20 protein-coding genes, 1 tRNA gene and 3 pseudogenes are annotated in these 24,175 nt (G+C 70.1%); 14 read left to right on the top strand and 10 right to left on the bottom strand.

The genetic code is table 11. The features are described from left to right. Nucleotides 1-526: 526 nt before the first annotated feature. Together ACZ7FF_RS37830 and ACZ7FF_RS37825 are read left to right on the top strand one after the other, a co-directional pair. The gene (locus tag ACZ7FF_RS37830) at nucleotides 527-1,042 is read left to right on the top strand and encodes a transposase (protein ID WP_470818344.1); all 516 of its coding nucleotides are present in this window, start codon (nucleotides 527-529) and stop codon (nucleotides 1,040-1,042) included. Beyond that, nucleotides 1,005-1,325 (top strand): annotated as a pseudogene (locus ACZ7FF_RS37825) (transposase); the annotation flags it as partial. The gene ACZ7FF_RS37830 and the pseudogene ACZ7FF_RS37825, both read left to right, overlap by 38 nt. A gap of 66 nt (nucleotides 1,326-1,391) precedes the next feature. Here the strand turns inward: ACZ7FF_RS37825 and ACZ7FF_RS37820 are convergent. Beyond that, complete coding sequence (locus ACZ7FF_RS37820; protein WP_470818342.1) at nucleotides 1,392-1,937, bottom strand: GNAT family N-acetyltransferase; 546 nt, start codon at nucleotides 1,935-1,937, stop codon at nucleotides 1,392-1,394. A gap of 1,364 nt (nucleotides 1,938-3,301) precedes the next feature. Here ACZ7FF_RS37820 and ACZ7FF_RS37815 point away from each other — a divergent pair. Beyond that, on the top strand, nucleotides 3,302-4,219 hold the full coding sequence (locus ACZ7FF_RS37815; protein ID WP_470818345.1) for an NADP-dependent oxidoreductase: 918 nt from the start codon (nucleotides 3,302-3,304) through the stop codon (nucleotides 4,217-4,219). Nucleotides 4,220-4,288: 69 nt separating this feature from the next. On the opposite strand, the gene ACZ7FF_RS37810 is transcribed toward ACZ7FF_RS37815, so the two are convergent. Next, the gene (locus tag ACZ7FF_RS37810) at nucleotides 4,289-5,368 is read right to left on the bottom strand and encodes an alpha/beta fold hydrolase (protein WP_470818341.1); all 1,080 of its coding nucleotides are present in this window, start codon (nucleotides 5,366-5,368) and stop codon (nucleotides 4,289-4,291) included. Nucleotides 5,369-5,586: 218 nt separating this feature from the next. Continuing rightward, nucleotides 5,587-6,342 carry a dienelactone hydrolase family protein gene (locus ACZ7FF_RS37805; RefSeq protein ID WP_470818339.1) on the bottom strand — a complete coding sequence of 252 codons (756 nt, stop codon included), beginning with the start codon at nucleotides 6,340-6,342 and terminating at the stop codon, nucleotides 5,587-5,589. A 363-nt stretch (nucleotides 6,343-6,705) separates the two neighbouring features. Between ACZ7FF_RS37805 and ACZ7FF_RS37800 the strand changes: the two genes are divergently transcribed. The 3 genes from ACZ7FF_RS37800 to ACZ7FF_RS37790 all read left to right on the top strand — a co-directional run bounded on the left by ACZ7FF_RS37800 (nucleotide 6,706) and on the right by ACZ7FF_RS37790 (nucleotide 9,222). After that, complete coding sequence (locus tag ACZ7FF_RS37800; protein WP_470818337.1) at nucleotides 6,706-7,359, top strand: phosphotransferase; 654 nt, start codon at nucleotides 6,706-6,708, stop codon at nucleotides 7,357-7,359. A gap of 164 nt (nucleotides 7,360-7,523) precedes the next feature. Then, nucleotides 7,524-8,183, top strand: a complete 660-nt coding sequence (locus ACZ7FF_RS37795; RefSeq protein ID WP_470818336.1) for an MSMEG_1061 family FMN-dependent PPOX-type flavoprotein — start codon at nucleotides 7,524-7,526, stop codon at nucleotides 8,181-8,183. 64 nt (nucleotides 8,184-8,247) lie between these two features. Beyond that, nucleotides 8,248-9,222 carry a magnesium transporter CorA family protein gene (locus ACZ7FF_RS37790; RefSeq protein WP_470818335.1) on the top strand — a complete coding sequence of 325 codons (975 nt, stop codon included), beginning with the start codon at nucleotides 8,248-8,250 and terminating at the stop codon, nucleotides 9,220-9,222. A gap of 109 nt (nucleotides 9,223-9,331) precedes the next feature. Here the strand turns inward: ACZ7FF_RS37790 and ACZ7FF_RS37785 are convergent, their stop codons facing one another. Both ACZ7FF_RS37785 and ACZ7FF_RS37780 read right to left on the bottom strand, forming a co-directional pair. Continuing rightward, entirely contained in the window at nucleotides 9,332-11,059 is a 1,728-nt protein-coding gene (locus ACZ7FF_RS37785) for a PP2C family protein-serine/threonine phosphatase (RefSeq protein ID WP_470818334.1), read from the bottom strand. Nucleotides 11,060-11,241: 182 nt separating this feature from the next. Then, a pseudogene (locus tag ACZ7FF_RS37780) lies at nucleotides 11,242-11,957 on the bottom strand (helix-turn-helix transcriptional regulator). Nucleotides 11,958-12,149: 192 nt separating this feature from the next. Between ACZ7FF_RS37780 and ACZ7FF_RS37775 the strand changes: the two are divergent. After that, nucleotides 12,150-12,517 (top strand): annotated as a pseudogene (locus tag ACZ7FF_RS37775) (zinc-binding dehydrogenase); the annotation flags it as partial. Nucleotides 12,518-12,665: 148 nt separating this feature from the next. Here the strand turns inward: ACZ7FF_RS37775 and ACZ7FF_RS37770 are convergent. After that, entirely contained in the window at nucleotides 12,666-13,136 is a 471-nt protein-coding gene (locus tag ACZ7FF_RS37770; RefSeq protein ID WP_470818333.1) for a GNAT family N-acetyltransferase, read from the bottom strand. A 338-nt stretch (nucleotides 13,137-13,474) separates the two neighbouring features. Here ACZ7FF_RS37770 and ACZ7FF_RS37765 point away from each other — a divergent pair, with 338 nt between their 5' ends. From ACZ7FF_RS37765 to ACZ7FF_RS37750, 4 genes are all read left to right on the top strand, one after another. Beyond that, nucleotides 13,475-14,260: a hypothetical protein gene (locus ACZ7FF_RS37765; RefSeq protein WP_470818331.1), complete on the top strand. Its 786-nt coding sequence runs from the start codon at nucleotides 13,475-13,477 to the stop codon at nucleotides 14,258-14,260. A gap of 235 nt (nucleotides 14,261-14,495) precedes the next feature. Continuing rightward, a complete protein-coding gene (locus tag ACZ7FF_RS37760; RefSeq protein ID WP_470818330.1) occupies nucleotides 14,496-15,029 on the top strand; it encodes a 2'-5' RNA ligase family protein in 534 nt (177 codons plus the stop codon). A gap of 451 nt (nucleotides 15,030-15,480) precedes the next feature. After that, nucleotides 15,481-16,359: a PhzF family phenazine biosynthesis isomerase gene (locus ACZ7FF_RS37755; protein ID WP_470818329.1), complete on the top strand. Its 879-nt coding sequence runs from the start codon at nucleotides 15,481-15,483 to the stop codon at nucleotides 16,357-16,359. Between the two features lie 269 nt (nucleotides 16,360-16,628). Then, nucleotides 16,629-18,497 carry a S53 family peptidase gene (locus tag ACZ7FF_RS37750; protein ID WP_470818327.1) on the top strand — a complete coding sequence of 623 codons (1,869 nt, stop codon included), beginning with the start codon at nucleotides 16,629-16,631 and terminating at the stop codon, nucleotides 18,495-18,497. Between the two features lie 85 nt (nucleotides 18,498-18,582). Here the strand turns inward: ACZ7FF_RS37750 and ACZ7FF_RS37745 are convergent, their stop codons facing one another. From ACZ7FF_RS37745 to ACZ7FF_RS37730, 4 genes are all read right to left on the bottom strand, one after another. After that, nucleotides 18,583-19,377: an SDR family NAD(P)-dependent oxidoreductase gene (locus tag ACZ7FF_RS37745; protein ID WP_470818325.1), complete on the bottom strand. Its 795-nt coding sequence runs from the start codon at nucleotides 19,375-19,377 to the stop codon at nucleotides 18,583-18,585. Nucleotides 19,378-19,680: 303 nt separating this feature from the next. After that, a complete protein-coding gene (locus tag ACZ7FF_RS37740) occupies nucleotides 19,681-20,931 on the bottom strand; it encodes a maleylpyruvate isomerase family mycothiol-dependent enzyme (RefSeq protein ID WP_470818323.1) in 1,251 nt (416 codons plus the stop codon). Nucleotides 20,932-21,160: 229 nt separating this feature from the next. Further along, nucleotides 21,161-21,229 (bottom strand) — tRNA-Ser (locus ACZ7FF_RS37735). Between the two features lie 126 nt (nucleotides 21,230-21,355). After that, nucleotides 21,356-22,477 carry a phosphatidylinositol-specific phospholipase C domain-containing protein gene (locus tag ACZ7FF_RS37730; RefSeq protein WP_470818321.1) on the bottom strand — a complete coding sequence of 374 codons (1,122 nt, stop codon included), beginning with the start codon at nucleotides 22,475-22,477 and terminating at the stop codon, nucleotides 21,356-21,358. 247 nt (nucleotides 22,478-22,724) lie between these two features. On the opposite strand from ACZ7FF_RS37730, the gene ACZ7FF_RS37725 reads away from it, so the two are divergent. The 3 genes from ACZ7FF_RS37725 to ACZ7FF_RS37715 all read left to right on the top strand — a co-directional run bounded on the left by ACZ7FF_RS37725 (nucleotide 22,725) and on the right by ACZ7FF_RS37715 (nucleotide 24,070). Then, a complete protein-coding gene (locus tag ACZ7FF_RS37725; protein ID WP_470818320.1) occupies nucleotides 22,725-23,189 on the top strand; it encodes an SRPBCC family protein in 465 nt (154 codons plus the stop codon). Further along, nucleotides 23,186-23,524 (top strand): ArsR/SmtB family transcription factor, encoded by a 339-nt coding sequence (locus ACZ7FF_RS37720; protein WP_470818319.1) that lies wholly within the window; start codon nucleotides 23,186-23,188, stop codon nucleotides 23,522-23,524. The genes ACZ7FF_RS37725 and ACZ7FF_RS37720 overlap by 4 nt, the downstream gene beginning before the upstream one ends. A gap of 135 nt (nucleotides 23,525-23,659) precedes the next feature. Then, nucleotides 23,660-24,070: an SRPBCC family protein gene (locus tag ACZ7FF_RS37715; protein ID WP_470818317.1), complete on the top strand. Its 411-nt coding sequence runs from the start codon at nucleotides 23,660-23,662 to the stop codon at nucleotides 24,068-24,070. The last annotated feature ends 105 nt before the right edge of the window (nucleotides 24,071-24,175 follow it).

Below are 24,175 nucleotides of genomic sequence, written 5' to 3'. Positions count from 1 at the left end.
GCAACTTCGCCAGGAAGCCATAGCCGACGGAGCCTCCACCAGCGACCTTGCCCAGCCTCAACCGGAAACGGACATCACCTTACGAACCGCCCACTTAGAATCCTCTTAGGTCAGCCTGGGAGCGTGTCGGACATCAGCCCACTCTCCGCAGTGAACGGTGCTGGATGTACTCCCCGACGCCACACCTACCCGGTGCCGGCACCAGCCCGAGGCTCTGCACCGCCGGGTGCCCGACACGGTGATCTCCTTCGACTGAGAAGGAACCTGGACGGCTTCGGATGCCTCTACCAGGGCGCGCAGTGCCCCACTGCGCAGATCAAGGAGTGCAACTCGTGTCCATCTTGGGCAAGTTAAGTGCGGCTGGATTGCTGACCGCCGCCCTGATCGGTGCCGTCCTGTCCGCTGCCGGGCCGGCCAGCGCCGGGTCGGTGCCCATTCCCACAGCCGCGACCACATGGTGAGCACCTGCGAGTGCGGCTGGCCTGCGGCGGGCTAGTAGCGCTTGGTTACGTCGAGGTGTTCGCCAATGGGGGGCACCTTCGTGGTGCGGACAACTTCTCCCGCACCGCCATGCCGAGGTCTCGGCCTAGGCTTCCGTCAACGACGCCGAACGGGTTTTCCTGCCCACCTGGAGATCGTCCCAACTGGCGGTGATCACTGGGCTGATGGTCGTGATGGCGATGGTGGAGCGTCTGGTGCCGGATGGGTTTGTGGGACTTGCTTCAGCGGGTGGTATCGGCCGCTCCGGGGTGGCGGTCGGCGCCCGTATGGGGACCGGCAGGTGCCGGCCATCGTGTTCGTGGCCACCACGGGGTGCACATGGCGACGACTGCCACACGGGTTCCGCCCGAAGGGGCCGACCGCGCACCGGCGGTTCACTGAATGGAGCCGAGCCCGGGTCTGGGGCAGGCTCCACCGCCTGGTCCTGGACGAGTTCGGCGCCCACGGTGAGCTCGTGCCCCTCGTCCGTAGCATCCCGCCCATCCGCTCCCACCGCGTAGCGCAGGCCCCGTACCCGCCCGGACACCGTCAGCGCCGATAGGGCCTACAGCAACCACCGCACGAGGACCTACCTGCGCAAACGAGGTATCCAGCACGTCATTCCGGAGAAGGCCGACCAGGCGGCCAACCGCGTGAAGCGCGGCTCGCATGGCGGCCGGCCTCCCGACTTCGACAAGGAGCGGTACAAGAAGCGCAACTCCGTCGAGCGGGCTATCAACAAGCTCAAGGGCTTCCGGGCTGTGGCGACCCGTTATGACAAGCGCGGGCACGTGTTCCTGGGCACTGTGACCTTCGCGGCCGTCATCATCTGGCTCTGCTCCTGATGGAAGAGACAGACCCTAATGCCTATGGCGGGTCTGAGTGCCGTCCGGGGTCCAGCATCCATCCCGTCACGGTTGCGGTGGGACTGCTCGCAAAAGCCACCCCTCACCACCGGCGAACTCAATGCCCTGGAAGGAGGCACCGACCGTCAGCTGGTCGAAACCGAGTTGCCGGTGCAGGTCGAGGGAGGAGCGGTTCTTAGCGGAGATGAAGCACCAGACTGCCGAATCCCGTTCCCAGATCCACTCCATGCGCCGCCGGGTCAGCAGCCTCGCCATGCCACGACGGCGCCAGTCAGGATCCACCGTGACACCGGTCAGGTAGTAGCCAGCCGGGGCACCGTCCTCAGCGTGCTCAGGCAGAAACGCCGCATTCGCGTACCCGACAGCTTCACCGGATACCTTCGCGGTGATCACCAAGCTGCGCTCACTACAAAGCGCCCGATGAATTCGGTCTGCCCACTCGCCCGCCGAACCACCGCGCGCCCGGGCCTGCAACAAGGCCAGCGTCGGCACGTCGTCCCCGGTTGCCTCCGCCACTACCGCGGTCACCGTATCGTGGCGCTCGGCCGGGTGCGGAAGGTAAGCGGCGAACCGTAAATCCATCCTTGTCATGTCGCCCTCTCTCGCCTGCCCGGCACTGTCCCGGCCCACCACGCTATCCCGGCCGGCGTCGGACCGATGCCCGACCAAGGATGCGCGCCAAGCCTCACGGCTGAGCCTTCGACTCTCGCCGACGTGTGCAGGCCTGGCGGGAGTCGGCGGGGATGGGCAGGTGTCTCAGCGGACGAGCGTGACACCGGGGTTATGGCTGAGGGGGCGGCAGCGGAGGCGGTCCGCCCGGTGGTGTCGTGCCCAGCTGCCAGCGCGTGTTGTCCGCCGCCGAGGTGACGGCCGAAGTGCGGCGCTCATACCGGGTAGACGGTGCGGTGAACCGGGCCGGGCAGTCGGTGGACCCGCCCGGCAAGATCCGGCCCCACATACAGACGACGGCACACGGGAATCCGCCCGGTACCGGCGGCGCCCAGGCAGCGGGCTACGACGGGGGGAGAGGGAGCGGAGTTCGCGCCGCGGCCTCGGGCTGCCGGGTCGGCATAGGGTGTGATGAGAGGGCGGGCGACGCCATCGCACCGATTACGTGATCGAGTTCACGCAGTATGCTCGTCGCCGCGTCACGAACCCGCGCAGGTACGTCGCCACGCTCCGCGACAAGCCGGTGGTAGATCGGGGCGTCTTGGAACATGTGGTTCCTTCCTGTAATGATCATGGCTAGTACGGGCGCAGAGTCTAGCGCTGTGCCCGCATAGGCACGTCACGTTGCTGCGCCGTCAGGTCCGGGCCGGGCGTTACGTTCGCTACGGGACCTTCGCCGGGCGGCATTCCCCATAGAGGCGGCCTGGGCGCTGTACGAGCCGCTCGTCCGGGGTGAACTCGTCGTCTTCAAGGGCTCCTTCGAGTCGGCGCCGCGCGGCGCCGACACGGCCGATCTATCAGCGGACGCTTCTCGCGCTCCTGGGTTGGTGAACTCCGGTCCGCGCGCCGTGGGATCGGCCTGCCCCGGGCGGCCGTTGCGCTGACCGACGAAGAGCGGTAAAAGAAGCGCAATACCGTCGAGCGGGCGATCAACCGGCTGAAGCAGCACCGGGCGGTGCCCGCCCGCTACGACAAGCGCGGCTATGTCCACCTCGGCACCGCAACCGCCGCAGCCCTCACCATCTGGCTCCGAACATGATCGGCCGGTCAGTCCTGGGCGGCCATTGAGAGTCCGCAAGGCGCCCGGACGCCCGATCTCCGTCGATGTCCCGGGGCCGAGTCATGCCACCGGTGGGTACTGCTCGCGGACGGCATCGCACTCGGTCGTGTCCTTGGGAATACGGTTCCCGCGTCTGCTCTTTGAACGCGATGGCACAGTCGGCGTCGGCCCTCCGGCGCGCGGCCGGCCAAGCCTTGTCCGAACGAGAAGGTGTGGTGATCACGCGATGCGGGCGGTGCGGTTTCACGAGTACGGCGGGATCGATGTGCTGCGGGTGGAGGAGGTGAAGCGACCGGTGCCCGGTCCCGGGCAGGTGTTGGTCGAGGTCCGCGCGGCCGCGATCCAGCCCGGCGAGGCGCACATCCGCACGGGCGCGCTGCACGAACGCTGGCCGGCGGCGTTTCCCTCAGGGCAGGGCAGCGATCTGGCCGGCGTCGTGGTGGAGGCCGGCCCGCACGTCCGGGGCTTCGCGGTGGGCGACGAGGTGGTGGGCTTCACCCACAGGCGGGCCAGCCATGCGCAGTTCGTCGTGGTCGACGACGTGAATCTGGTCTCCCGTCCGGCGGGATTGGCCTGGGAGGTGGCCGGGGCGCTGTACGTCGCCGGGACGACCGCCTACGCCACCGTGTTCGCGGTGGACCCCGGCCCGGACGACACGGTCGTCGTCTCCGGTGCGGCCGGCGGAGTCGGGTCGCTTGCCGTGCAGCTCGCGCGTCGGCGAGGCGCCACGGTGATCGGGCTGGCGAGCGACCGGAACCACGCCTGGCTGAAGGACCGCGGTGTCCTCCCGGTCGAGTACGGGCCAGGTGTGGCCGAGCGGATCCGCCAGGCGTCCGGCGGCAGAGTCGACGCGTTCATCGACACCTTCGGCGACGGCTACGTGGCACTGGCGGTCGAGTTGGGCGTGCGGCCCGAGCGAATCAACACGATCCGCGACTGGCAAGCCGCGGCCAAGATCGGCGCGCGCACCTACGGGGAAGGCGCGGCGGCATGCGCGGTCGTACTCGGCGAGTTGGCCCGGCTTGCCGCCGACGGACAGCTTGAGGTGCCTATCGCCCGTACATACCCGCTGGAACAGGTGCGGGACGCCTTCCGTGAGCTGGAACAGCAGCACACCCACGGCAAGATCGTGCTCCGCCCCTAGCCGCGGCACGCCCGAGGCGACCGTCGAGCAGTCGTGAGGAACGCCCGGTGAGAGGGGGGAGCGGTCCGGTCACCGAGAGGCCGATGCGGCCGTGAGTCTGTCCACGGCCGCCGCGACCGCCTCGGGGCTGGAGATCATCGTCAGGTGCCGGGCGCCCGGGATGAGCGTGGGCGGGGGTGCGCCGATGCGCCGGGCGGTCTCCCGCGGCGTCTGCCGGGTGAACACGTCGTCCTGGGCGCCGAACACCACCGACTTGGGCAGGTGCACACCGGCGAGCCGGGCGACCTGGTCCGCGGGCAGGCCCGGCACACCCGCGGCCAGCATGCTCCACAGCGCGCTCTCCGCGCCCGGCACCCGCAGCGGGCGGCGCCACTGGTCCAGGCCGGCGGCGTCAAGGCGCGGACAGGCGGGCCCGCACTGAGCGTCGTACACGCTGCGGATCACCGCGTCGATGCCGAGCCCGAGCCGCAGCAGACTGGTGCGGTACGGGTCGATCAGCACGTACTTGAAGGCCGGCGGCGGTCCGGCACCGGTGTCCAGGGCGTCGCCGTCGAGGAGCATCACACCCTCCAGCCGGCCAGGCGCCCGCAACGCCGCCTCGGCGACCGCCGCCGCCCCGCTGGAGTGCCCCACCAGCAGCGGGCGCTCGCCGGGACCGCCGAGGTGCATCGCGTCCAGGAAGCCCAGGAGCTGCCGGGCGAAGTGGTCGACCGTGTACGGGCCTTGGCGCTCGCTGTAGCCGTCGCCGGTCAGGTCGAGCGCGTACACCCGGTGGTCGCGGGCGAGCAGCGGGGCGAGGCGCGACCAGGTGTCCACGGACTCGAAGGCGCCGTGCACCAGGACAACGGGTGGGCCCTGCGTCCCCCAGGTCTGGTAGCGCGTGCGGATGTCGGCGGCCTGCACGTACCTCAGCCCCCGGGGCGGCGTGGCACGTCCCGCCGTCGCGCCGTTGTAGACGAACGAGGCCGCCGTGACGACCACCAGCAGGCCGACACAGACCAGTGCGGCACACCGCAGCCACCGCCGCAGCCGGGAGCGAGGCGGCCGCTGCGCGCCCTCGGCAGGAGGAGGAAGCGCGGCGGACTCGGAGGCGGCGCCCCCGGCCCCGTCTTCAGATGTGGCTCCGGAACGGTGCACCTCAGCTGTCACAGCCCACAGCATCGCCCATGGCACACCCGTGGCCATCCTGCGGGGGGAGCCATCGCCACTGCTCCGACGGGTGTACGGGAGCCAGGGGCCGGCCGGACGATCGCGCCCCGTGGCGCCCGCCGACCGGCCCGCTGCCGCAGCCGTCCGTCAGCCGCAGGTCAGTGTCGACATCGCCCAGAAACCGTTGCCGTCACTCGCGTCACCGACCTTGAGATCGATCACCGGGGCGCCGCCGACGTGGATGCCTGCAGGTGCCGGGTGAAGAACTGGGCCGCGGCGTCCCCCGCGAACTGCGGGACGCCGGTGTGCCCGCCGAGGTTGGCGTGGAGGGTCTTCTCCTTGGTGCCGAATGCGTCGAACAGGTCCAGGGCGGCCTGCCGGTCGTTCCCTTCGTCGTCCCACTGCAACAGGACGTGGAGGGGAATGGTGACCTGACGGGCCTCTTCGAACATGGCGCGCGGCACGAAACTCCCGGCGAACAGAACGGCGGCCGAGATGCGGGGCTCGACCACTGCCAGGCGGACGCCGATGGAGATCACTCCCCCCGAGTACCCGACCGGGCCACCGATCTCGGGCAGCGCGAGGAGGGCATCCAGGGCGGACTGCCATTCCGGGACCGCCTTCTCGACCAGCGGGAGGACGAGGGCGTCGACGATGTCGTCGCCGACCGGCTCGCCGGCCTGCAGCGCCCGGCGCAGTTCTGCGCGGGCCTGCTCGACGGCGGCCCAACGGGGCCGGTCACCGCTTCCAGGGAGCTCGATGGTGGCCGCGGCGAAGCCGTCCGCCGCGGAGTGCCGGGCCCGGCCCACCAGTCGGGGGTACATCGTGCGCAGTCCGCCGGGGTGGCCGAGCAGGATCAGCGGTGCCGGTGCGGAGGAGGACGGGGGCGTCCACAGGATGCCAGGGATGTCGCCGAGGGTGAATTCGCGCTCGAGGACATCGCCGTCGAGACGCTGTTCAGAAGTGAAGTGCATGGTCGTGCCTTTCGGGAGTGCTCATGAGCGGCGCTCCCGGACGACCTATCGCCCGACCGTGACCCCGGAGGAGAGCACCCATGTCGATACGTTCACGGGTACCACCTCCTCACTCTCTCGCACGGCCACCGGAAACGTAGCAGGGGGCGTGGCGGTCCGCCAAACGGTTTCTTGCGCGGGCTCCGTGGCTGGATGGCCAAGAGGAGGAGCACTGCGCGGGTGGGCGGCGGTGAGGGGGACGCCGCGCCCGGGCATAGGCGGAGCGGCACACTGCACTGGCAGTGGGGGCGTAGAACATGTCGGTGGCGCCCGGGCGATGAAGAACTCGCCGTACTCCGGCGGCGATCGATGTACGTTCGCTGGGTGGAGATGGGGGAGCTGATCGGGGCGGGGCGGACGGCGGATGTGTTCGCCCTGGACGAGGACCGGGTGGTGCGGCGCTACCGCGACGGCGAGGACGCCACCGGTGAGGCGGCCGTGATGGCGTATCTGGCCGAGCACGGGTATCCGGTGCCGGCGGTTTGGCCGGGCGCCGGAGCCGGCGAGCTGGTGATGCAGCGGCTTTCGGGGCCGACGATGCGTGAGGCGCTGGTCGCGGGCACCCTCAGCGGCGAGGAGGCGGGCGGGCTTCTGGCCGACCTGCTACTGCGACTGCACGCCATCCCGCCCCGGGTCGGGGCGGACCCCGCCCACCGCATCGTGCACCTGGATCTGCACCCGGAGAACGTCTTCCTCACCGCCGAGGGCCCGGTGGTGATCGACTGGGCAACCGCCCAGGAGGGCCCTCCCGGCCTGGACACCGCGATGGCCGCGCTGATCCTCGCGCAGGCCGCGCTCACCATGCCGGCCGCCGCCGAAGTCGCCCGGACCGTCCTCCCTGCCCTCGTGCGTCAACTCGGTGGCACAGACGGCATGCTGCTGCCTGAGGCCAGGGCCCGGCGGGCCGCCAACCCGACCCTCACCCCAGAGGAGATCGCCGCCCTCGACGAGGCGGTCGTCCTGATCCTGGCGGCATGAGCTGCACAATGGATGCTGCCGCATGACAGCAGTGGAGGAACGTACCGAAAGCAGAAATAAAGGTCGGTTCTGCCCTTATCGGTCAAGCTGGGCTCTCCCCGGACTGCTTGTCGGGGCCCTCCCGACCAAGATCAATCGCATGTCGGCCCGTTAGGGTCGGAGGCATGACAACACCCCTTGCCGGCAGTGCCTTCGACTCGCTCCGCCTAGATGCCGTGACCGACCAGCAGGCGTTGCGCCGGGTCTACGAAGTCCCCAGTGCTGCGGCCGTGCGGAAGCAGATGACCGAACTCACCGAGCAGACCCGGCGGTTGATCGGGTGCTCGTCGCTGGTCCTGGTTGCCAGCGCGGATGCCGAGGGCAACTGTGACGTCTCCCCGCGCGGCGGCCCCGCCGGGTTCGTCGCCGTCCTGGACGCGCGAACGGTGGCGATACCGGACGCGACCGGCAACAGGCGTCTGGACACCCTGCAGAACGTCGTCGCGACTGGACGGGCCGGGCTGCTGTTCGTCATCTCGGGGCGCACCACGACGCTCAGGGTGAACGGCCGTGCCTGCGTTTCCACCCGCCCGGAGCTGCTCTCGCAGCTGACCGCCGTGGGCAAGCCGCCGGCCAGTGCACTGGTGGTGGGGATCGAGGAGGTCTACCCGCACTGCCCCAAGTCGCTGCTGCGCAGCGGGGCCTGGAAGCCGGAGCAGTGGCTGTCGGCCGACGCCCAGCCGACCTCGGCCGAGGTGACGCTGGTCCAGTTGCGGATGCCGGAGCTGACGATCGCCGACGTCGAGCAGGCGGAGGCGGACTCGCTGAAGTACCGGTACGAGTAACGGGACGATCTGCGCCGGGCCCTGGGGGCGAGCTTCTTACCAGGGCCGTCTATGGTACGCCGCCATGACTCGAACACGGCTCTACCGCAATGGCTCGCTGATCCTGGAGGACTTTCCGACCGCCGACATCTCGGAATACGTGAACGATCCGGACGCGGCGGTCTGGCTGGACCTGTGTGATCCGTGCTCCGCCGACTTCGCGATGATCAGCGAGGAGTTCGGTCTGCATGAGCTGGCGGTGGAGGACGCGCGTCAAGAACACCAGCGGCCCAAACTGGACCGCTACCGCACTCATGCCTTCCTCAGCGCCTACGCCATCAGTACGGACAAGGCCAGTGGGCAGCTGACCGCGAGTGAATTGTCCGTGTTCATAACGCCAACGGCATTGATTACGATTCGTCCGGATCATCAGTTCGACATCGAGAAGGTCGTCGAACGCTGGGACAACAACAGCGATCTCGCCAAGTACGGAGTCGGATTCCTGCTGCACGGACTGCTCGACCACATAGTCGACGGGCACTTCGCCGCCGTGCAGGACCTCGACGACCGGATCGAAGGCGTGGAGGACCTGCTCTTCGACGAGGGGCGCAAGCAGATGGACTCCGTCCAGCGGGACTCCTACGCGCTGCGCAAGAACCTCACCAGGCTGCGCCGCGTGGTGCTGCCGATGCGGGAAGTCGTCAACAGCATTCTCCGGCGCGACCTGCACATCGTCGCCGAGCCCTTGCTCCCGTACTACCAGGACGTGTACGACCACGTCCTCAGGGCCACCGAGTGGACCGAGTCACTGCGCGACATGGTCACTTCCATCATGGAGACCAATCTCACCGTTCAGGGCAATCGCATGAACCTGATCATGAAGAAGGTCACCAGCTGGGCATCGATCGTGGCCGTGCCCACGGCCGTCACGGGTTTCTACGGACAGAACGTTCCGTATCCGGGTGTCAACACCCATGCCGGCTTCCTCGCTTCCACCGGAATCATGGTCGTCGCATCCGCCGTGCTCTATTGGGTCTTCAAACGTAAGGACTGGATCTGACCGTCGCGCCCATGACCGCCATGTGTCATCGCGTACGAAGGACTGCGGCCTGAGCAGGGCCGGTCACAACCGAACTCCGGACGGTCGCCCCTGACCTGCGGTCCTTTCGTCACGGCGCTGCTTTGCTTTGTGCCGGTGTGCGCAGGGCGAGGAGGGCGACGTCGTCCAGGCCGGGCGGGCGGACGCGGCGCAGGAGCTGGTCGGTGAAGGACGTCAGGGGGCGGTGGGCGAGGGCGGCCGCGTGCTGGCGGAGCGTGTTCAGGCCGTCGTCGAGGGTGTAGCCGGGCTTTTCGACGAGGCCGTCCGTGTACAGGAGCAGGGTGCAGCCCGGTGGCAGGAGGACGGTGGCGTCGGGGCGGGGGGTGCGGAGTCCTGTGCCGAGCAGGAGGCCGTGGCCGTCGGTGAGGTAGTGGGCCAGCCCGTCGCGTGTGATGAGCAGGGGCGGGGGGTGTCCGGCGTTGGTCCAGGACAGCTGCCAGTGGCCGTCGCTGGTCTTCGTCACCCGGGCGAAGACGAGGGTGGCCATGGTGACGTCGGTGATCGGCATGATCGCCTCGTCGAGGCGGCCGACGATCCGGCTGGGGGGCTGCTGCTGGGACCAGGCGTAGGCGCGGAGCATGTTGCGCAGCTGGGCCATGCCGGCGGCGGCTTCGAGGTCGTGGCCGACGACGTCGCCGACGGCGAGCGCGGTGGCGCCGTCGGGCAGGGTGAAGGCGTCGTACCAGTCGCCGCCGACCTGGGAGGCGTCTGGGGCGGGCAGGTAGCGGACGGTCATCTGCAGGCCGGGCACCTGCGGCATCTGGGGCAGCAGGTGGTTCTGCATGGTCTCGGCGACCTTGCGCTGGCGCTGGTAGAGGCGGGCGTTGTCCAGGGCCACGGCCGCTCGTCGGGCGATGTCCTCCAGCAGGGGCAGGTCGGCGACGGTGAAGGCGCCGGGCATGGAGGCGCGGCCGAGGGTGAGGGCTCCCAGGACCTCGCGGCTGCTGCGGATCGGGGCGATGGCCGCGGAGTGGATGCCGGTGGTCTCGAACAGGCGGTGCTGCTCGGCCGTGATACCGGTGTCCGGCGTGCCCTGGTAGGTGTCGGGGCCCGCCAGGGTGGAGGCGACACCGCGCAGCGCCTTCGACAGGGGCATCAGGGACTCCTCCGGCACCGGCGGCATCGGCCCTTCGAGATCCTCGTGGTGGACCAGCTGGTCGCCGTCGGCCTGGACCACAGCCGTACGCCACACCTCGTCGCGTTCGGTGATCAGGTCGATGACGGCCCAGTCCGCCAGGCGCGGAAGAACCAGGCCCACCAACCGGCGCAGCGCCTCCTCGACGTCGAACGTGGACGTCAGCTGCGTCGTGGTCTCGGCGAGCAAGGCGAGCCGCTCGAAGTCGGTCAGCTTCCCGACGGCCTGCGCCCCACGCGGCCCGGAGTCGGGGACCTGTCCGCGGACGTAGAAGACGACGAATGTCCCGACGCCTTGATCGCCGATGTCGTACGGCGTGATCGTCCAGGAGACGGGGAGCAGGGATCCGTCGGCGCGCTCGAAGTATTCGTCGGACCCCTGGGCAGGGCTGCCGGAGTGGAACGCCTGCCGCATGCCGCACTGTGTCGTGGGCAGGTGCTGACCCTGCGGCCCGCGGTGCAGCAGGTCATGAGCGTCCTGCCCCACGAGCGCGTCGACGGGGTGGCCCAGCAGGTCTTCGGCGTGACGGTTGGCGGCGAGGATGCGGCCCTGCTCGTCCACGACGTAGGCTCCCGCCCCCACGGCCTCCAGTGCCGGCGTGAGGTGGGGAGAGGGCACTGCGGCGGACTGTCTCTGGCCGTGCGTGCTCTCCGGTCCCGTCATGGCCTCGCCTTCCTAGAGATCTTGCTTCTCATTATCGTCTCCGCTTCTGTATGAGGACGGGGATCTGCGGTCTCCATCAGGCCACTCGTTGATGGCCGCTTCGGGCTCGGTCGCCGACTGCTCAGCTTGGGTCCGTAAGCGGCGCATGTGACCGTGGTCGCGCGGCCAGGTGAACGGTGGTGTCAGGCGGTCGGGTGCTGCGCCGCCGTGCCGGCGTCTTCGGTGGCGGCCGGCGAGGCGAGCAGGCGCAGACCCTGTTCTGAGGGGGAGCCGGGCGCGGCGGTGTAGATGGCCATGCTGAGTCCGGGTTCGGCGGCCAGGTCCAGGGACTCGCAGGCGAGAGTGAGGTCACCGACCGCGGAATGGCGGAAACGCTTCGTGCCGGTGCCGGTGCCGGTGCCGTGCCGGCGGACGTTGTGGGCGCCCCAGCGGGTGCGGAAGTCCTTGCTGAGGGTGGACAGCTCTTTGATGAGGTCGTGCAGGCCCTTGTCATGGGGGTGCCGTTGCATACGACTGCGGGCCCCGCCGTGATCGCGTCGAGGGTCCATCGCAGGCCGCGGTGCGGGGTCCAGTGACGGCCGGTGGCACGGCGCCGGGGGCGGGTGAGGGCGTCGGATCCGTCGGCCGTCTGGGCCAGGTGCAGGAGATGGGCGCGCTCGGCGTCGTCGAGCCGCAGCGCGCGGGCGACGGCATCGAGAACGTCCGGGGAGACGCCCGACAGGTTGCCCCGTTCGAGTTTCGCGTAGTACTCGACGCTCATGTCGGCCAGCGCGGCGACCTCGCTCCGGCGCAGCCCGGGCACACGCCGCCGGGATCCCGTCGGCAGGTCGACCTGTTCCGGTGTGATCTTCGCTCGCCGCGAGGTGAGGAACTCGCGGACCTCCTCACGGTTGTCCATAGCTCCGACCGTACGGCCTGCCCGCCGCAGGAGGGATGTACTGCCGGTACACCTCTCACTGGTGACTCGCTACCCGCCGGCACGAGCGGTTACCTGGAGGAAGAGCCCCCGAGCGGCACCGCCACCTCGACGGGTACCCGGCCGGGGCGGCGCGCGAAGGACAACGGCGCTCTTCACGCGTGCCCGGTTCATGTGGTCGGGGACGGCGCGGTCGGACTGTGCGCGGTGATCGCCGCCAAGGAGATGGGCGCGGAGCGCATCATCGCGATGACCGTCACGCGTCCCGGCAGAAGCTCGCACGGGAGTTCGGTGCCACCGACATCGTCGCCGTGCGTGGCGACGAGGGCGTCGCCCGGATCAAGGAGATGACCGGCGGCATCGGCGCCGACTCGGTCCTGGAGTGCGTGGGCACCGCTCAAGCCATGCAGCAGGCCCTGTACTCTGCGCGGCCCGGTAACAACGTCGGCTTTGTCGGTGTCCCGCACGATGTCGCCGTCGACGGGCAGGAGCTGTTCTTCTCCCACGTCGGCCTGCGCGGCGGCCCCGCGCCCGTGCGCCGCTAGGACGCGGTCCGGCCGTATCCCGCCGCAGCTGGTCTCCGATCTGAACAGGCACGCCCTGGCCGGGGGGACCTCATACCGGTCGCCGCCGGTGCCGCCGTGACCTGACTCTGGGGCCCACACACAGTCCTCGGTTTGCAGTACGAGTTCACCGAGTGGGGAAGGTGAGCCGCAGGACGATCTCGCCGTCGTCGATCTCGCCGGTGGGCTCGAAACCGAACCTCTGGTAGAAGGGCCATGGTTCGCCCTCGCCGGGCTCGTAGCTGGTCAGCAGCTCGGTGGCCCCGTCGGCGCGAACCAGGGCGGCGATCTGGGTGAGTGCTTCTCGGCCGATCCCTCGCTTCTGGTGTCGCTTGTCGACGAGGAGGCGCCAGATGAAGTGCCGCCCTTTGTAAGGACCATCCGGTGGCTTCCAGGACAGCATCACGAAGCCGACTGGTTCGTCGCCGCGGTAGATGGCGCGGTACCAGGGATTGGCCTCCGGCTTCTTCGCCGCTTGCTTGAGCGACTTGGACACGGAGGCGACGAACTGCTTCTGGTCACGTCGGACGCGGAGGGCGCGAACGGCATCCTGGTTGTCGTCGGTGATTTCCCGTAGGTGCACGTCTGTTGATCGCATGCAACGCCCCTTCCCGCATCCGGCAGCTGCGCGTCCCGGCCGAGGTGAAGTGCCGCCGCCGTGCGGCAGCCCGCTGTGTGTACGCGTCGTCAAGGAGGTCAGGATGAACGTCCTCGCAGCGTATGTGGCATTGCGGAGCTGAGCAGGGAGTGGCACGCCGTGCTCGGAACACCGGCGAAGGCGTACACCCACTCGGCCGTAGACGCCGCCCGCCGATCCGCGCGGCGATCTGTCGCTGTGGATGCGCGTGCCGGTGATGGAGCGGGCCGGAGCGGGGCTGTTAGGCCGGATGCCGTCTCCGGATGCATGCCGCGGTCGGCCGCCGCAGCATCCTGATCATGCGGACATCTACTGTCATGGGAGCCTGTTCTGTGTCGACGCGACGTGGTGGGGTGCGTCATGCCATATCCGTGGCCGTTGCCTGCGGTGTGCTGCTGGCCGGCACCGCGGCGTGCACCGGCGTCGGCGGGCACGGGAGTCACGTCGGCGCACCGGGTCTCAACAACCCGGCGGTGTCCGGCTCCCTCGGCCCCGAGGCGGCTACCCGCATACCGGGCATCGGAAGCCGCATGTGGAAGCGCGTACCGGCAGACAGCCGCCAGGCGGTGGTCGTCTACGGCGACGACCGGGACTCCGCCGAGAGCACGGTCGTGCTCTACGAGAAGCAGGGCACTGCCTGGAAACGCGCGGGCAGTTGGCCCGCACACAACGGCAGGCTGGGCTGGACGACCGACCACCACATGGACGACGAGCGCAGCCCCGTCGGAGTGTTCTCCCTGACGGATGCGGGAGGGTCTCTGAAGAACCCGGGCAGCCGACTGCCGTACTGGTATGACGACAATGCCTTCGCGTCCATGACGGAGGAGGGCGACGAGCACGCCCACGACTTCGACTACGTCATCGCCATCGACTACAACCGGCTCAGGGGCGTCCCGCCGTTCGACTGGAGCCGTCCCAAGGGAGTGGAGAAGGGCGGCGGCATATGGCTGCACCTGGACCACGGCGACGGCACGTCCGCCTGTGTCACTGTTCCCGAGTCCGGCATGAAGACACTCCTGCGCACCGTCGATCCCCGCCTTCACCCCGTAGTGGTGATGGGGGACCGTGAGCGCCTGAGCGCCTGACGAAGGGCAGCGGCACGGCCGCGATGTCGTCGGGTCCCGTGGGTAGTTCGGTGTCGGGCCCGTCGTGCGCGTCCGGTGCCTCGGCCGCGTCAGCCGCGCACGCGGGCCTCAGGTGATGTCGGCGGCGCACTCATGTTGCAGGTAGGCGTGAAGGGGCCGACGCTCTGGTCGCGCCCCGGCCTGACGGTCGGCCCGGGGCGCCGGTACGGCGGGCGATCACCGGTAGGCTGCGCTGGTGCGCACGGTCGAGCTTCTGTTGGATGAGGCGGCGGAGTTGGCGGTCTTGGAGGCTTGGCGGCGGCTCGCGGATGCGGGGCTGCCCAGTCAGGCGCGCCATCGCTCACCGACGAACAAGCCGCACCTCACCCTGGCAGCCTGCCCTGAGTTGACCGCCCCGATCCGCTGGGAGCTCGCCGAGGTCGCCGCCACTCTGCCGCTGCCGGTGCGGTTCACCGGGGTGGTCCGCTTCGAGCGGCCGACCTCGGTGCTGGCTTGGGCGCTGGACCTCGACTCAGCGTTGGCCGGCCTGCACCGCCGGGTGTGGGAGGCGGTGGCCTCGGACAGCCCGCCCGAGACCCTCAACCCCTTTCACGCCCCCGTGCGCTGGAGCCCGCACATCACCCTCGGCCGTACCCGGCGCCCTGGTGCCTTCGCCGGCCGGCGCATCCCCGAACTGCTGCCGGCGCCACCGCCGTCGGTCCGGCTCACCACCCTGCGCAGCTACGACACCGAGACCGGCGCTCTGGAAGTGCTGGCCCCCCGTCCCTGAGACGGCCCCCGCGCCGACAGGTCCGCGATCGCCGACGTGGTAGCCGGTGCGCCCTCGAACTGGGCCGCGGCGATCTGCGGCACGGCATCAGTCTGGGGTCGGGCGAGGTGAACGCGCCGGCCGAGGTCGACCGAGTCAGCCGCCGGCACCTGATGGCCGGCGTACCAGGCCGCTGCGACCGGACGACATCGAGTCACTGGGGACCTGAAGGCTACTTGATCACGCCGGTCGGCGGGGAGGCCGTGCGGCCACACCGTCCGGTGCGTGTCGTCCGGAAGACCGTGCGGCCCCCGTCCGCGGTGCGCGTCGGTCGGGAGGCCGTGCGGCCAGCGTCCGCTGTGCGGAAGGTGACGCCGCCCGGGCAAGCCGCCCCGCGCACGGACGGTCGCGAGCTGCCGCGGTTCGGCCGGACCTGTGAAATAGCCGCAGGCGGCTCGTTGTTGCTGCGGGCATGACGACAGATGCGCCGCGGCCCGAGGTGCTGCGATACACCGCCTTCTCCAGCGTTCCCGACGGCGGAAACCCTGCCGGCGTCGTTCTGGACGCCAGCGAACTGGACGACAGTGACATGCTGGCCATCGCCGCCGACCTCGGGTACTCGGAGTCCGCGTTCCTGACCGCGCCCCCGGAGGGCCTCGACGGCGGCCCGGAGGCGCGGGCGTACAGCATCCGCTACTTCAGCCCCAAGGCAGAGGTGCCGTTCTGCGGGCACGCCACCGTCGCGGCCGCCGTCGCGCTCGCCGAGCGGACGGGCCCAGGGAAGCTGGTGTTCGCGACGCCCGCCGGTACCGTGCCGGTGGAGGTGGCCGAGGAGAACGGGACACTCAGGGCCACACTCACCAGTGTCGAGCCGCACATCGAGGAGATCACCGACGCCGACCTCACGGAGGCGCTCGCCGCGCTCGCCTGGCCGGCCGCCGATCTCGACCCCGCCTTCCCGCCTCGTGTGGCGTTCGCCGGCGCCCGCCATCTCGTCCTCGCGGCGGCGACGCGCGAGCGCCTCGCGGATCTCGCGTACGACTTCGCACGCCTCGAAGTCCTGATGCACCGACTCGACCTGACCACCGTCCAGTTGGTGTGGCGTGAGACGGCCACCGTCTTCCACGTCCGCGACCCGTTCCCCGTCGGCGGCGTCGTCGAGGACCCGGCGACCGGTGCGGCGGCCGCCGCGTTCGGCGCGTACACCCGTGAACTCGGCCTGCTTCCCGAGGACTCCGTCCTCACCCTGCACCAGGGCGAAGACCTGGGCCGCCCCGGCGAGCTCACGGTGACGCTGCGCGCGGGCGACCCGCGCGTCCGAGTCAGCGGCGAGGGAACTCGCATCAGCTGATCGGCTGATGTCTGCCCCACGGACCCGGGCCGCAGTGGACGCGGGCCTGGAATCGACGCAACCCGAGGCCTCGGGTCTCCGTCTCACGAGGCGCCCGACGCGGAATTCCGTCGGGCGCCGGAGCAGTCGGACCGAGGCTGGGGGCCCAACACGTGGCAAGTGCGTTTTCGAGAAGGCGGGGAGCGGTTTCCGGGACGGCGAGCCGTGGCAGGTTCGCCGTCGGTGCGGCCGGCTGCGCAGCGGTCCTGATCGCCGGCGCGGTGCTGGGGATGCCCGGATCCGCACAGGCGGCCTCCACCGCACCGGTGCCCGGCACCGTGTCACCCGCCGTACGGACCATGCCCCTTGCCGGTGCCGCGCCGTCCTCCCAGGAACTCACCGTCCAGGTATGGCTGAAGCCGGACCTGGCTGCTGCCACGGCGTACGCCGACGCGGTCAGCACTCCGGGCGACGGCGAATTCCACCACTACCTGAGCCCCGACACCTACACCGCGAGGTTCGGCCCCTCCCGTGCACAGGCCGGGGCGCTCGCGCGGTGGCTGAGCGCCGAGGGACTGACACGGGTGAACATCAGCAGCGGCCGCGACTACGTCTCGGCAACAGGGCCCGTGTCCAAGGTGCAGTCGGCGTTCCGGGTGCGGATCAACCGGTATCAGGGCAAGGACGCGACCGGCAGGTCGACGATCACCCAGTCCGTCGATCGTGACGTCTCGGTGCCCACTTCGCTGGCTCCCGACGTTCTGGCCGTGACCGGGCTGAGCGGCGCCCGGCCGGCCTCACCCCGAACCGCGGCCGTCGCGGGCTCGAGCCGGTCGGCAGCGACGGCGCCGACATGCTCCACGTACTGGGCGCAGCACACACAGACCTTCCGCCCGGCCTACCGCGGGCTGACCAAGGCATCGCTGCCGGTGTGCGGGTACTCCGCCGCCCAGATCCGCGCGGCCTACGGGGCGACATCGACGGACACCGGCAAAGGCCAGACCGTGGCGCTGACCGAGAGCGAAGAGCCGACGGCCATGTTCCAGACCTTGCAGCAGTACGCGAAGAGCAATCACCTGCCCGCGCCGAAGTCCTCCCAGTTCCGGGAGGTCCGGGCCGGAACCTCCTGCGGTACCGCCGCGCCCGGCGTGGCGCAGTCGGCCGCCGTGAACGACGAGGCGGAGATGGACTCCGAGGCCGTGTACGCCATGGCCCCCGACGCCAACCAGGTGATGGTGATCGGAGGGGGCTGCGACGAGGACCAGGCCCTGCTCGACGCGGCACTGGCGGTACTGACGGGCGACGGCCACCGTCCCAGCGCGACCGTCGAGTCCAACTCGTGGCAGATTCCGCTGGGTGCGGTGCCCGAGCGGACCGTGCACGCGATCGATGTGCGGGCCGCCGCCGAGGGCGTCGGCATGTACTTCTCCTCCGGTGACACTCCCGGCCTCACGGCGACCGACTCCGACCCGTACGTGGTGGCGGTCGGCGGCACCAGCGTCGGCATCGGGGCCACGAACAACCGCGTCTTCGAGACCGGTTGGTCCGACGACTACGGTTCCCTGGACCACGGCAAGTGGACCGACCTGGGCGTCAGTGGGGGAGGAGGGGGCACCAGCCTGGTCTATGCGCAGCCTGCCTACCAGAAGGGTGTCGTCCCCGCGGCGATGGCGCGTGTGCGCATCGGCAACCGTACCGTCGCCGAACGGACCGTGCCCGACATCGCCGCCGACGCCGATCCCGACACCGGCCTGCTGACCGGGTACATCGCGTCGACGAGCCAGGGCAAGCCGGGACCGTACCGGACCATGGTGAACGCCGGCACCAGCCTGGCGTGCCCGCTGGTCGCCGGCCTCGTCGCCGACGCCCAGCAGGGCCGGAAGTCGGCCTTCGGCTTCATCAACCCGCTCGTCTACCGGCTTGCCGGCACTCGGGCGTTCCACGACGTGCTGCCGGTCGGTTCCTCGATGCCCCAGCAGAACCGGGCCGCGTACCTCCCGCCCAGTGGTACTCAGGACGGAACGGGGATCGACGTCTTCGACGCCCAGGACCGCACCCAGACCCAGCAGGTCACGGCCAAGGGCTACGACACCATGACGGGCGTCGGCACACCCGACGGCGCCCGCTTCATCACGGGCCTGCGCCACGCGGCCGGCTGACCGTAGCCGCCCGGAGGTGCGGAGGCGGAACCTGCTCGCCGTACGTCCGGGGTCATGTGGCCGTCCTCGACGGGCGGCCACCTGATCAAAGAGTCTTGACCTGGCCGCCGTCGATGGTGAACTCCGCTCCGGTGATGTTGCCGGCGAGCGGAGAGGCGAGGAAGAGGGCCAGATCGGCGACTTCGCGGGCCTCGCTGACCCGCCCGGTGGAGATGCCCATGCTCTGCGGCACCACCACGTCGATGGCTTCCTGCGCGGTGGTGCCGGCCTGTGACGCCATGGCCTCGGCGAAGCCGCCCGGCTCGGTCCAGAAGGGCGTGCGCACAGGTCCGGGGGCGATCGAGTTGGCCCGGACGCCCCGCGGTGCGAACTCCTCGGACAGCGACTTGGTCAGGTTGGTCAGCCCCGCCTTGGCCGCGGAGTAGTCGACGACCGTGGCGAAGGGCAGGCGCGCGTTGATGGAGCTGATGTTGATGATGGAGCCTCCGCCGGCGCCCAGAAGGTGGGGCAGCGCCGCGCGGCTGGCCCGGACCGCGCTGAACAGGGTGATCTCGAAGATCCGTTGCCACTCGGCGTCGCCGACGTCCAGGAAACTCGTACGGGGCGTCGCGGCACCCAGATTGTTGACCAGAGTGTCGACCCTGCCGTACTGCTCCACCGCGTGCCGGACGAGTGCGTCCGGTCCTTCGGCGGTGGCCAGGTCGACCGGAACGACGGTCACTCCGTACTGCTCGTGAAGCCCCGAGAGCGCGGGAGTGGTGCTCCGGCTGCCGGCGACGACGTGTGCCCCTTCCCTCGCGAAGGAGTCCGCGATGGCCAGGCCGATGCCCTTGCTCGCTCCGGTGACGACGGCGACCTTGTCCTTGAGCTGGAGGTCCATGGCGGTCCTTTTCCCGGTCGACCCCCTGTGTCCACCGTAGGCGGATTTGGCGTCCACGGCTCGGGCGAGCGAGCCGCCGGTGCCGTCATGTGGCGAACGGGGGACATCCGCGGGCCGGGGCGTCGGGCGGGCTCTCCGGAGCCCTCGGGACAGACGGCGGAACGCCGCTTCCTCCCGGGGCGAGGACATGCGGCCGGCAGCACGTCCGCCGGCTCATGGCGCGCCTCGGCCACCGTTCACGACATCGCTTGCCGCATCGTCCCCGCGGTCCGAGGGGCCCGCGCGGGCCGACCGGGCGCCGGCTCAGGGCGACGTGAACAGCGTCGGGAAGCGGGGGGCCAGCCACGGCCTGGGGCCCCAGGCGAGGACCTGCCCCTGGGCGATGGCACGCCAGGGGTTCAGCCGGCCCAGTGCGATGAGCAGGAAGGCGACGGGGTCGAGCACGATGGTGCAGTCCACGCGCTGCGTCGGTGCCCCGGGTGTCACCCGCACGACCCCGTCGGCCAGGGACACGCCGAACTCCTCGCTCCCGCGCAGCCGGATCCGGTAACGGGCCGTGTGCCCGGCCGTGGCCGCGGGGTTCGCGACACGCGGCATGACCGCATACATGAACGGCATGCACAGGGTTACGCGGGCCCGGTCGAGCATGTGCGGACGCTTCAGGGCGCGAGCCAGGTCGTACCCGTGGCCGAGCATGTGCGTGAGCAGGTACGACGCGAGAACGGGCCGGTCCATCGGGCCCAGGGGACCGGCTGGTGCCGGGCCGTCCGCGGTGGGGCGGGACAGGGTGTCCAGGAACGCCTCGGCCTGCTCCGTGATCATCGCTGCAAGAGGCTCCGCCCGGCGCTCACCGAACACGGCGAGGGACTCCGCGTTGGCCCCGGCGAGGCTCCCGGGCGTGCCGTCGCCGTAGGGGCGCTCCCGCCCGGCTGCCAGATCGGCCATCAGTTCGTTGACCATGGCCAGGTGGGCGGCGGCCTCGCCGACGGTCCAGTCCGACCCGGGCACCGCGAGCGCCGTGTCGCCCGCGCTGCGCACCAGCGTGGCGATCTCCTCGGCGGTGCCCCGGATCGCCTGTCCCAGCCCTTCAGGCAAGAACCACGAGCCGTTCTGCTCTGCCTTCGTGTGCACGTTGTCCGCTCCGCTCCCCACCGGCCCGGCAGGCCCGGCGTGCCTGCGGGGCTGGTACACAACCAGACTCGGGGGGCGCACGGCAAGCCCCCGCACGCCCCCTTGATCCGGGTCCTCGACGGCTGCCCTTTCAGTGGTCGGTGGTACGAGGCGGCGTGGAGCGGCGACGCGTGGCAGGGAGCGGGTGAACTCCTGCAGGGCGGCGAGTTGCGTGTGGTCGCAGTGACTGACGCGGTATGCGAACTTCCTCATGACGTTCGCGTCACGCTCCGCGGGAAGGAGTTCCGCGGGTACCGGGTGGCCTGCGACGACGAGCAGATCGGCGGCCGGTATGTCGAGTTCGGCGGCGAGTCCGGCGAGTCGCTGTGGGGCGATGTCGGATCCGCCGGTGGCGAGGCTGCTCAGGATGGTGGCCCGTTCCATGTGAGGAAGGTAGTGGGTGGGCCGCCGGGGTTGCTGAGGGCGCCTGTTCCTCTACGGGCCCGGGCCGCGGTGTCCGCGAGTTCGCGCCGCGCACCCGGCACCCCGACCGGGCAAGTCGAAGCCGCCCGCCTGAACTCCCCCGCGGCGGGCGGCCCGTGACCGGTGTGCAGAGATCAAGATCGGCTGCGGCGACGTAAGTGTCCTGGGCCGCTGGACGACACCGGCACACTGCCGGCGACAGGATTCGAACCTGCGTTGCTCTCTTGACAGGAGAAGTAGCCGCTGCCTGCGCACCTGCACAGCAGAGACCGTAGTACGTGACACGCACGGTGTGCACGCGAATTGCCGCACCCTGGACGCCCCCGCGATCGGGTACGGCTGCCACGCCTCGCCCCTCGCTTTGTGGAACGTTCTTGACGGAGTGTTACGACCCCGCAGTCGTGGCAGTCGTGTTGTGGGCGATGATGGCGTCGATGAGCTGGCCGCCCGGCCAGTCCATGCTGATGACTCCGGTGTGACCCGGCGTCGTGTGAAGGTAGTCGAGCAGTCGCGGGTTCATGCCTTGTCCGCCGCCGTAGCCGTTGGCCACCTGGGTGTAGGTCGCGCCGAAGGGGGGACAGCTGGCGGAGAGCCCGGTGCCTCCGATGGTGTTGGTCGCGTCGGCGGTGACCTGCTGGAGGCTGGCCGTGACCAGCGACCACCTGGTGTCCAGGTTGCACTCGGTCCACGGGATGAAGGGCGTGGGCAGCCACTGGGAGAGCCCGAAGCCGCCGTACACCTGGCCTCGGGGACCGGAGAAGCCGGTGAGCACGATGTGGCCGCGTGCCTGGCCGAGGGTGGGGGTGTCGGCCGTGCTGGTGCCGGTCACGGTGGGTGCGTAGAACAGGCCGGGATAGCGGGCCAGGTAGCTGTCGAAGATGCGGACACGGTCGGGTCCGGTGGCGTCGGACGGATCGTCGACGCACTTGCCGATCTGCAGTCCGCCGGTGCCTCCTTCGGTGGTGTCGCCGTCGCACTCGCCGTGGAGGCTCATGAGCACGGTCTCGCCCGGGTGGGCGGTGAGGAAGGCCCGCGTTTTGGTGAGGACGTCGTCGAGGTTGGCGTTCTGGTAGACGTTCGTGTGGTGGATCGCGAACGCGGTGTTGTCGTTGACGATGCGGACGCGGATGTCGATGGACCGGATACCCGCGTTCAGCTGCGCGGTCAGGCTGTCCGCGCTGTCGCCGTGGTTCTCCTGGGTCTGGTAGTACCAGGGTGCGAGACCCCCATGGATGGCCATGGTGTCGTGAGTTCCGGGGATCGACAGCCGTCCCAGACCGGTCGAGTCGGGGATCCGGCTCATCCAGTCCGGGTTGCTCGCGCTGGTGAGGCTGTTGAACGCCGGCGTCGACGGCCCCGGCCACCATGGCAGGTCGTAGGCCGACGCCGGTACGGAGGCGGTGAACAGGCTCAAGGTCGTGACGAGTGCACCGAGCACGGAGAGCGTGCCCGCGGAGCGCCGGAGCGCGTGTGGGCTGGGTCGGCTGCGCCGTGGCAGGAAGGACATGTCTGAGGGATCTCCCATGCGGTGGCAGGTACATGCCAAGTCTTGGATCTGCCGATTGCGGCCGGGAAAGCATTCCCTACGCCTCATCCATAGGCAAGGCATGTGCGACTGCCTCCTTCGCCGCCGACCGGCGGGGGTGCCCCGGGCCTAGTGTTGCCCGGCGTGCTTCAGCAACCAATGGTTGCGCATGTTGGGCGAGTGTCCTAAGGTTATGTGCAACCAAAGGTTGCGAAAGGTGGAGAGCGGGATGGAGTACGGCAGCATCGAGCGGGAGATCCACATCGAGGCCACGCCCGAGGTGGTCTACGAGGTCGTCAGCAAGCCCGAGCACCTGCGGGAGTGGTGGCCGGACGAGGCGGACCTCAAGCCGGTGCCCGGCGCCACCGGGATGATCACGTTCGGCGACCGAACCGGGCCGGACGCGAAGGTCGTACCGCTCACGGTGGTGGAGGCGGACCCGCCACGGCGGTTCTCCTTCCGGTGGGTGTACGACGAGAGCGAGGTCGCCGCACCGGCCAACTCGCTCCTGGTCACCTTCGACTTGGTCCCCTCGGGCTCGGGCACGCTGCTGCGCTTCAGCGAGTCCGGGTTCCGGGAGAAGGGCTGGGAGGCGGCCGTGCTGGAGGAGCAGTACCGCGAGCACGTCACCGGTTGGGACTACTTCCTGCCGCGCCTCGTCGGCTATGTCGCCCGGGTGGTGTCGACGTCATGAGCGTGGCCATAGACGACGATCTCTGGTCGGCGGTCGGGGACCCCATCCGGCGGCGGATGCTCGACCTGCTGCTGGCCGGCGGCGCCGGCACGGCGACCACACTGAGTGAACAGCTGCCCGTCACCCGGCAGGCCGTCGCCAAACACCTCGTCGTGCTCGGCCGGGTCGGACTCGTCCACGTCACGCCGTCCGGGCGCGAGCGTCTCTACGAGGTCGATGAGGCTCAACTCGCCCGCGCGGTCGCCCAGTTGTCCTCGGTCGGGGCCAGCTGGGACGCCCGGCTGCAACGCATCAAGCGGATCGCCGAAGCGATTCAGCGCAGCCAGAAGGGCTGACCCCTCACGAACGAACGCGGCGTCGGTGACGAACAGCGTCCGAAGGCGGGTGCCCCGCACGAGCAGTGCCCGGATGCGGGCGCTCCACGGGAAAGAGGTATCGAGATGGTTGACATCCTGCACAGGATCGGAGTCGTGGGGACTCCCGACGCCGTCTACACGGCCCTCACCACTGTCGACGGACTCGCCGGCTGGTGGACGGAGGACACGGACGGCGACGGCGACGTCGGCGGAGTGATCCGGTTCCGCTTCGAGCCCGGCGGGTTCGACATGAAGGTCCTGGAGGCCGAGCCCGGAAAGCGAGTGCTCTGGGAGGTCGTCGACGGCCCCGAGGAGTGGATCGGAACGCAGGTCCGCTTCGAGCTCAAGCAGGAGGACGGCTTCACGATCGTGCTCTTCCGGCACGAGGGCTGGAAGGAGCCGGTGGAGTTCATGTACCACTGCAGCACCAAGTGGGCGACCTTCCTGATGAGCCTCAAGCAGCTGGTCGAGAGCGGCAAGGGCGATCCCGCGCCGCACGATGTGAAGATCAGCAACTGGCACTGAAGGCGGACGAGGCGGCGCTCCGGTCTCAGGCGGGCGGCGGTCTCCGAGACCCCGCCGCCTGGGCCGGGCGGCGGTCGGCCGACTCCGTCCAGGGGCTCTGTCCAC

The sequence above is a fragment of the Streptomyces sp. NPDC037126 genome, assembly GCF_055605965.1.
The sequence above is the reverse complement of the archived record's forward strand: the minus strand, read 5'-3'. Positions and strand labels throughout refer to the sequence as shown.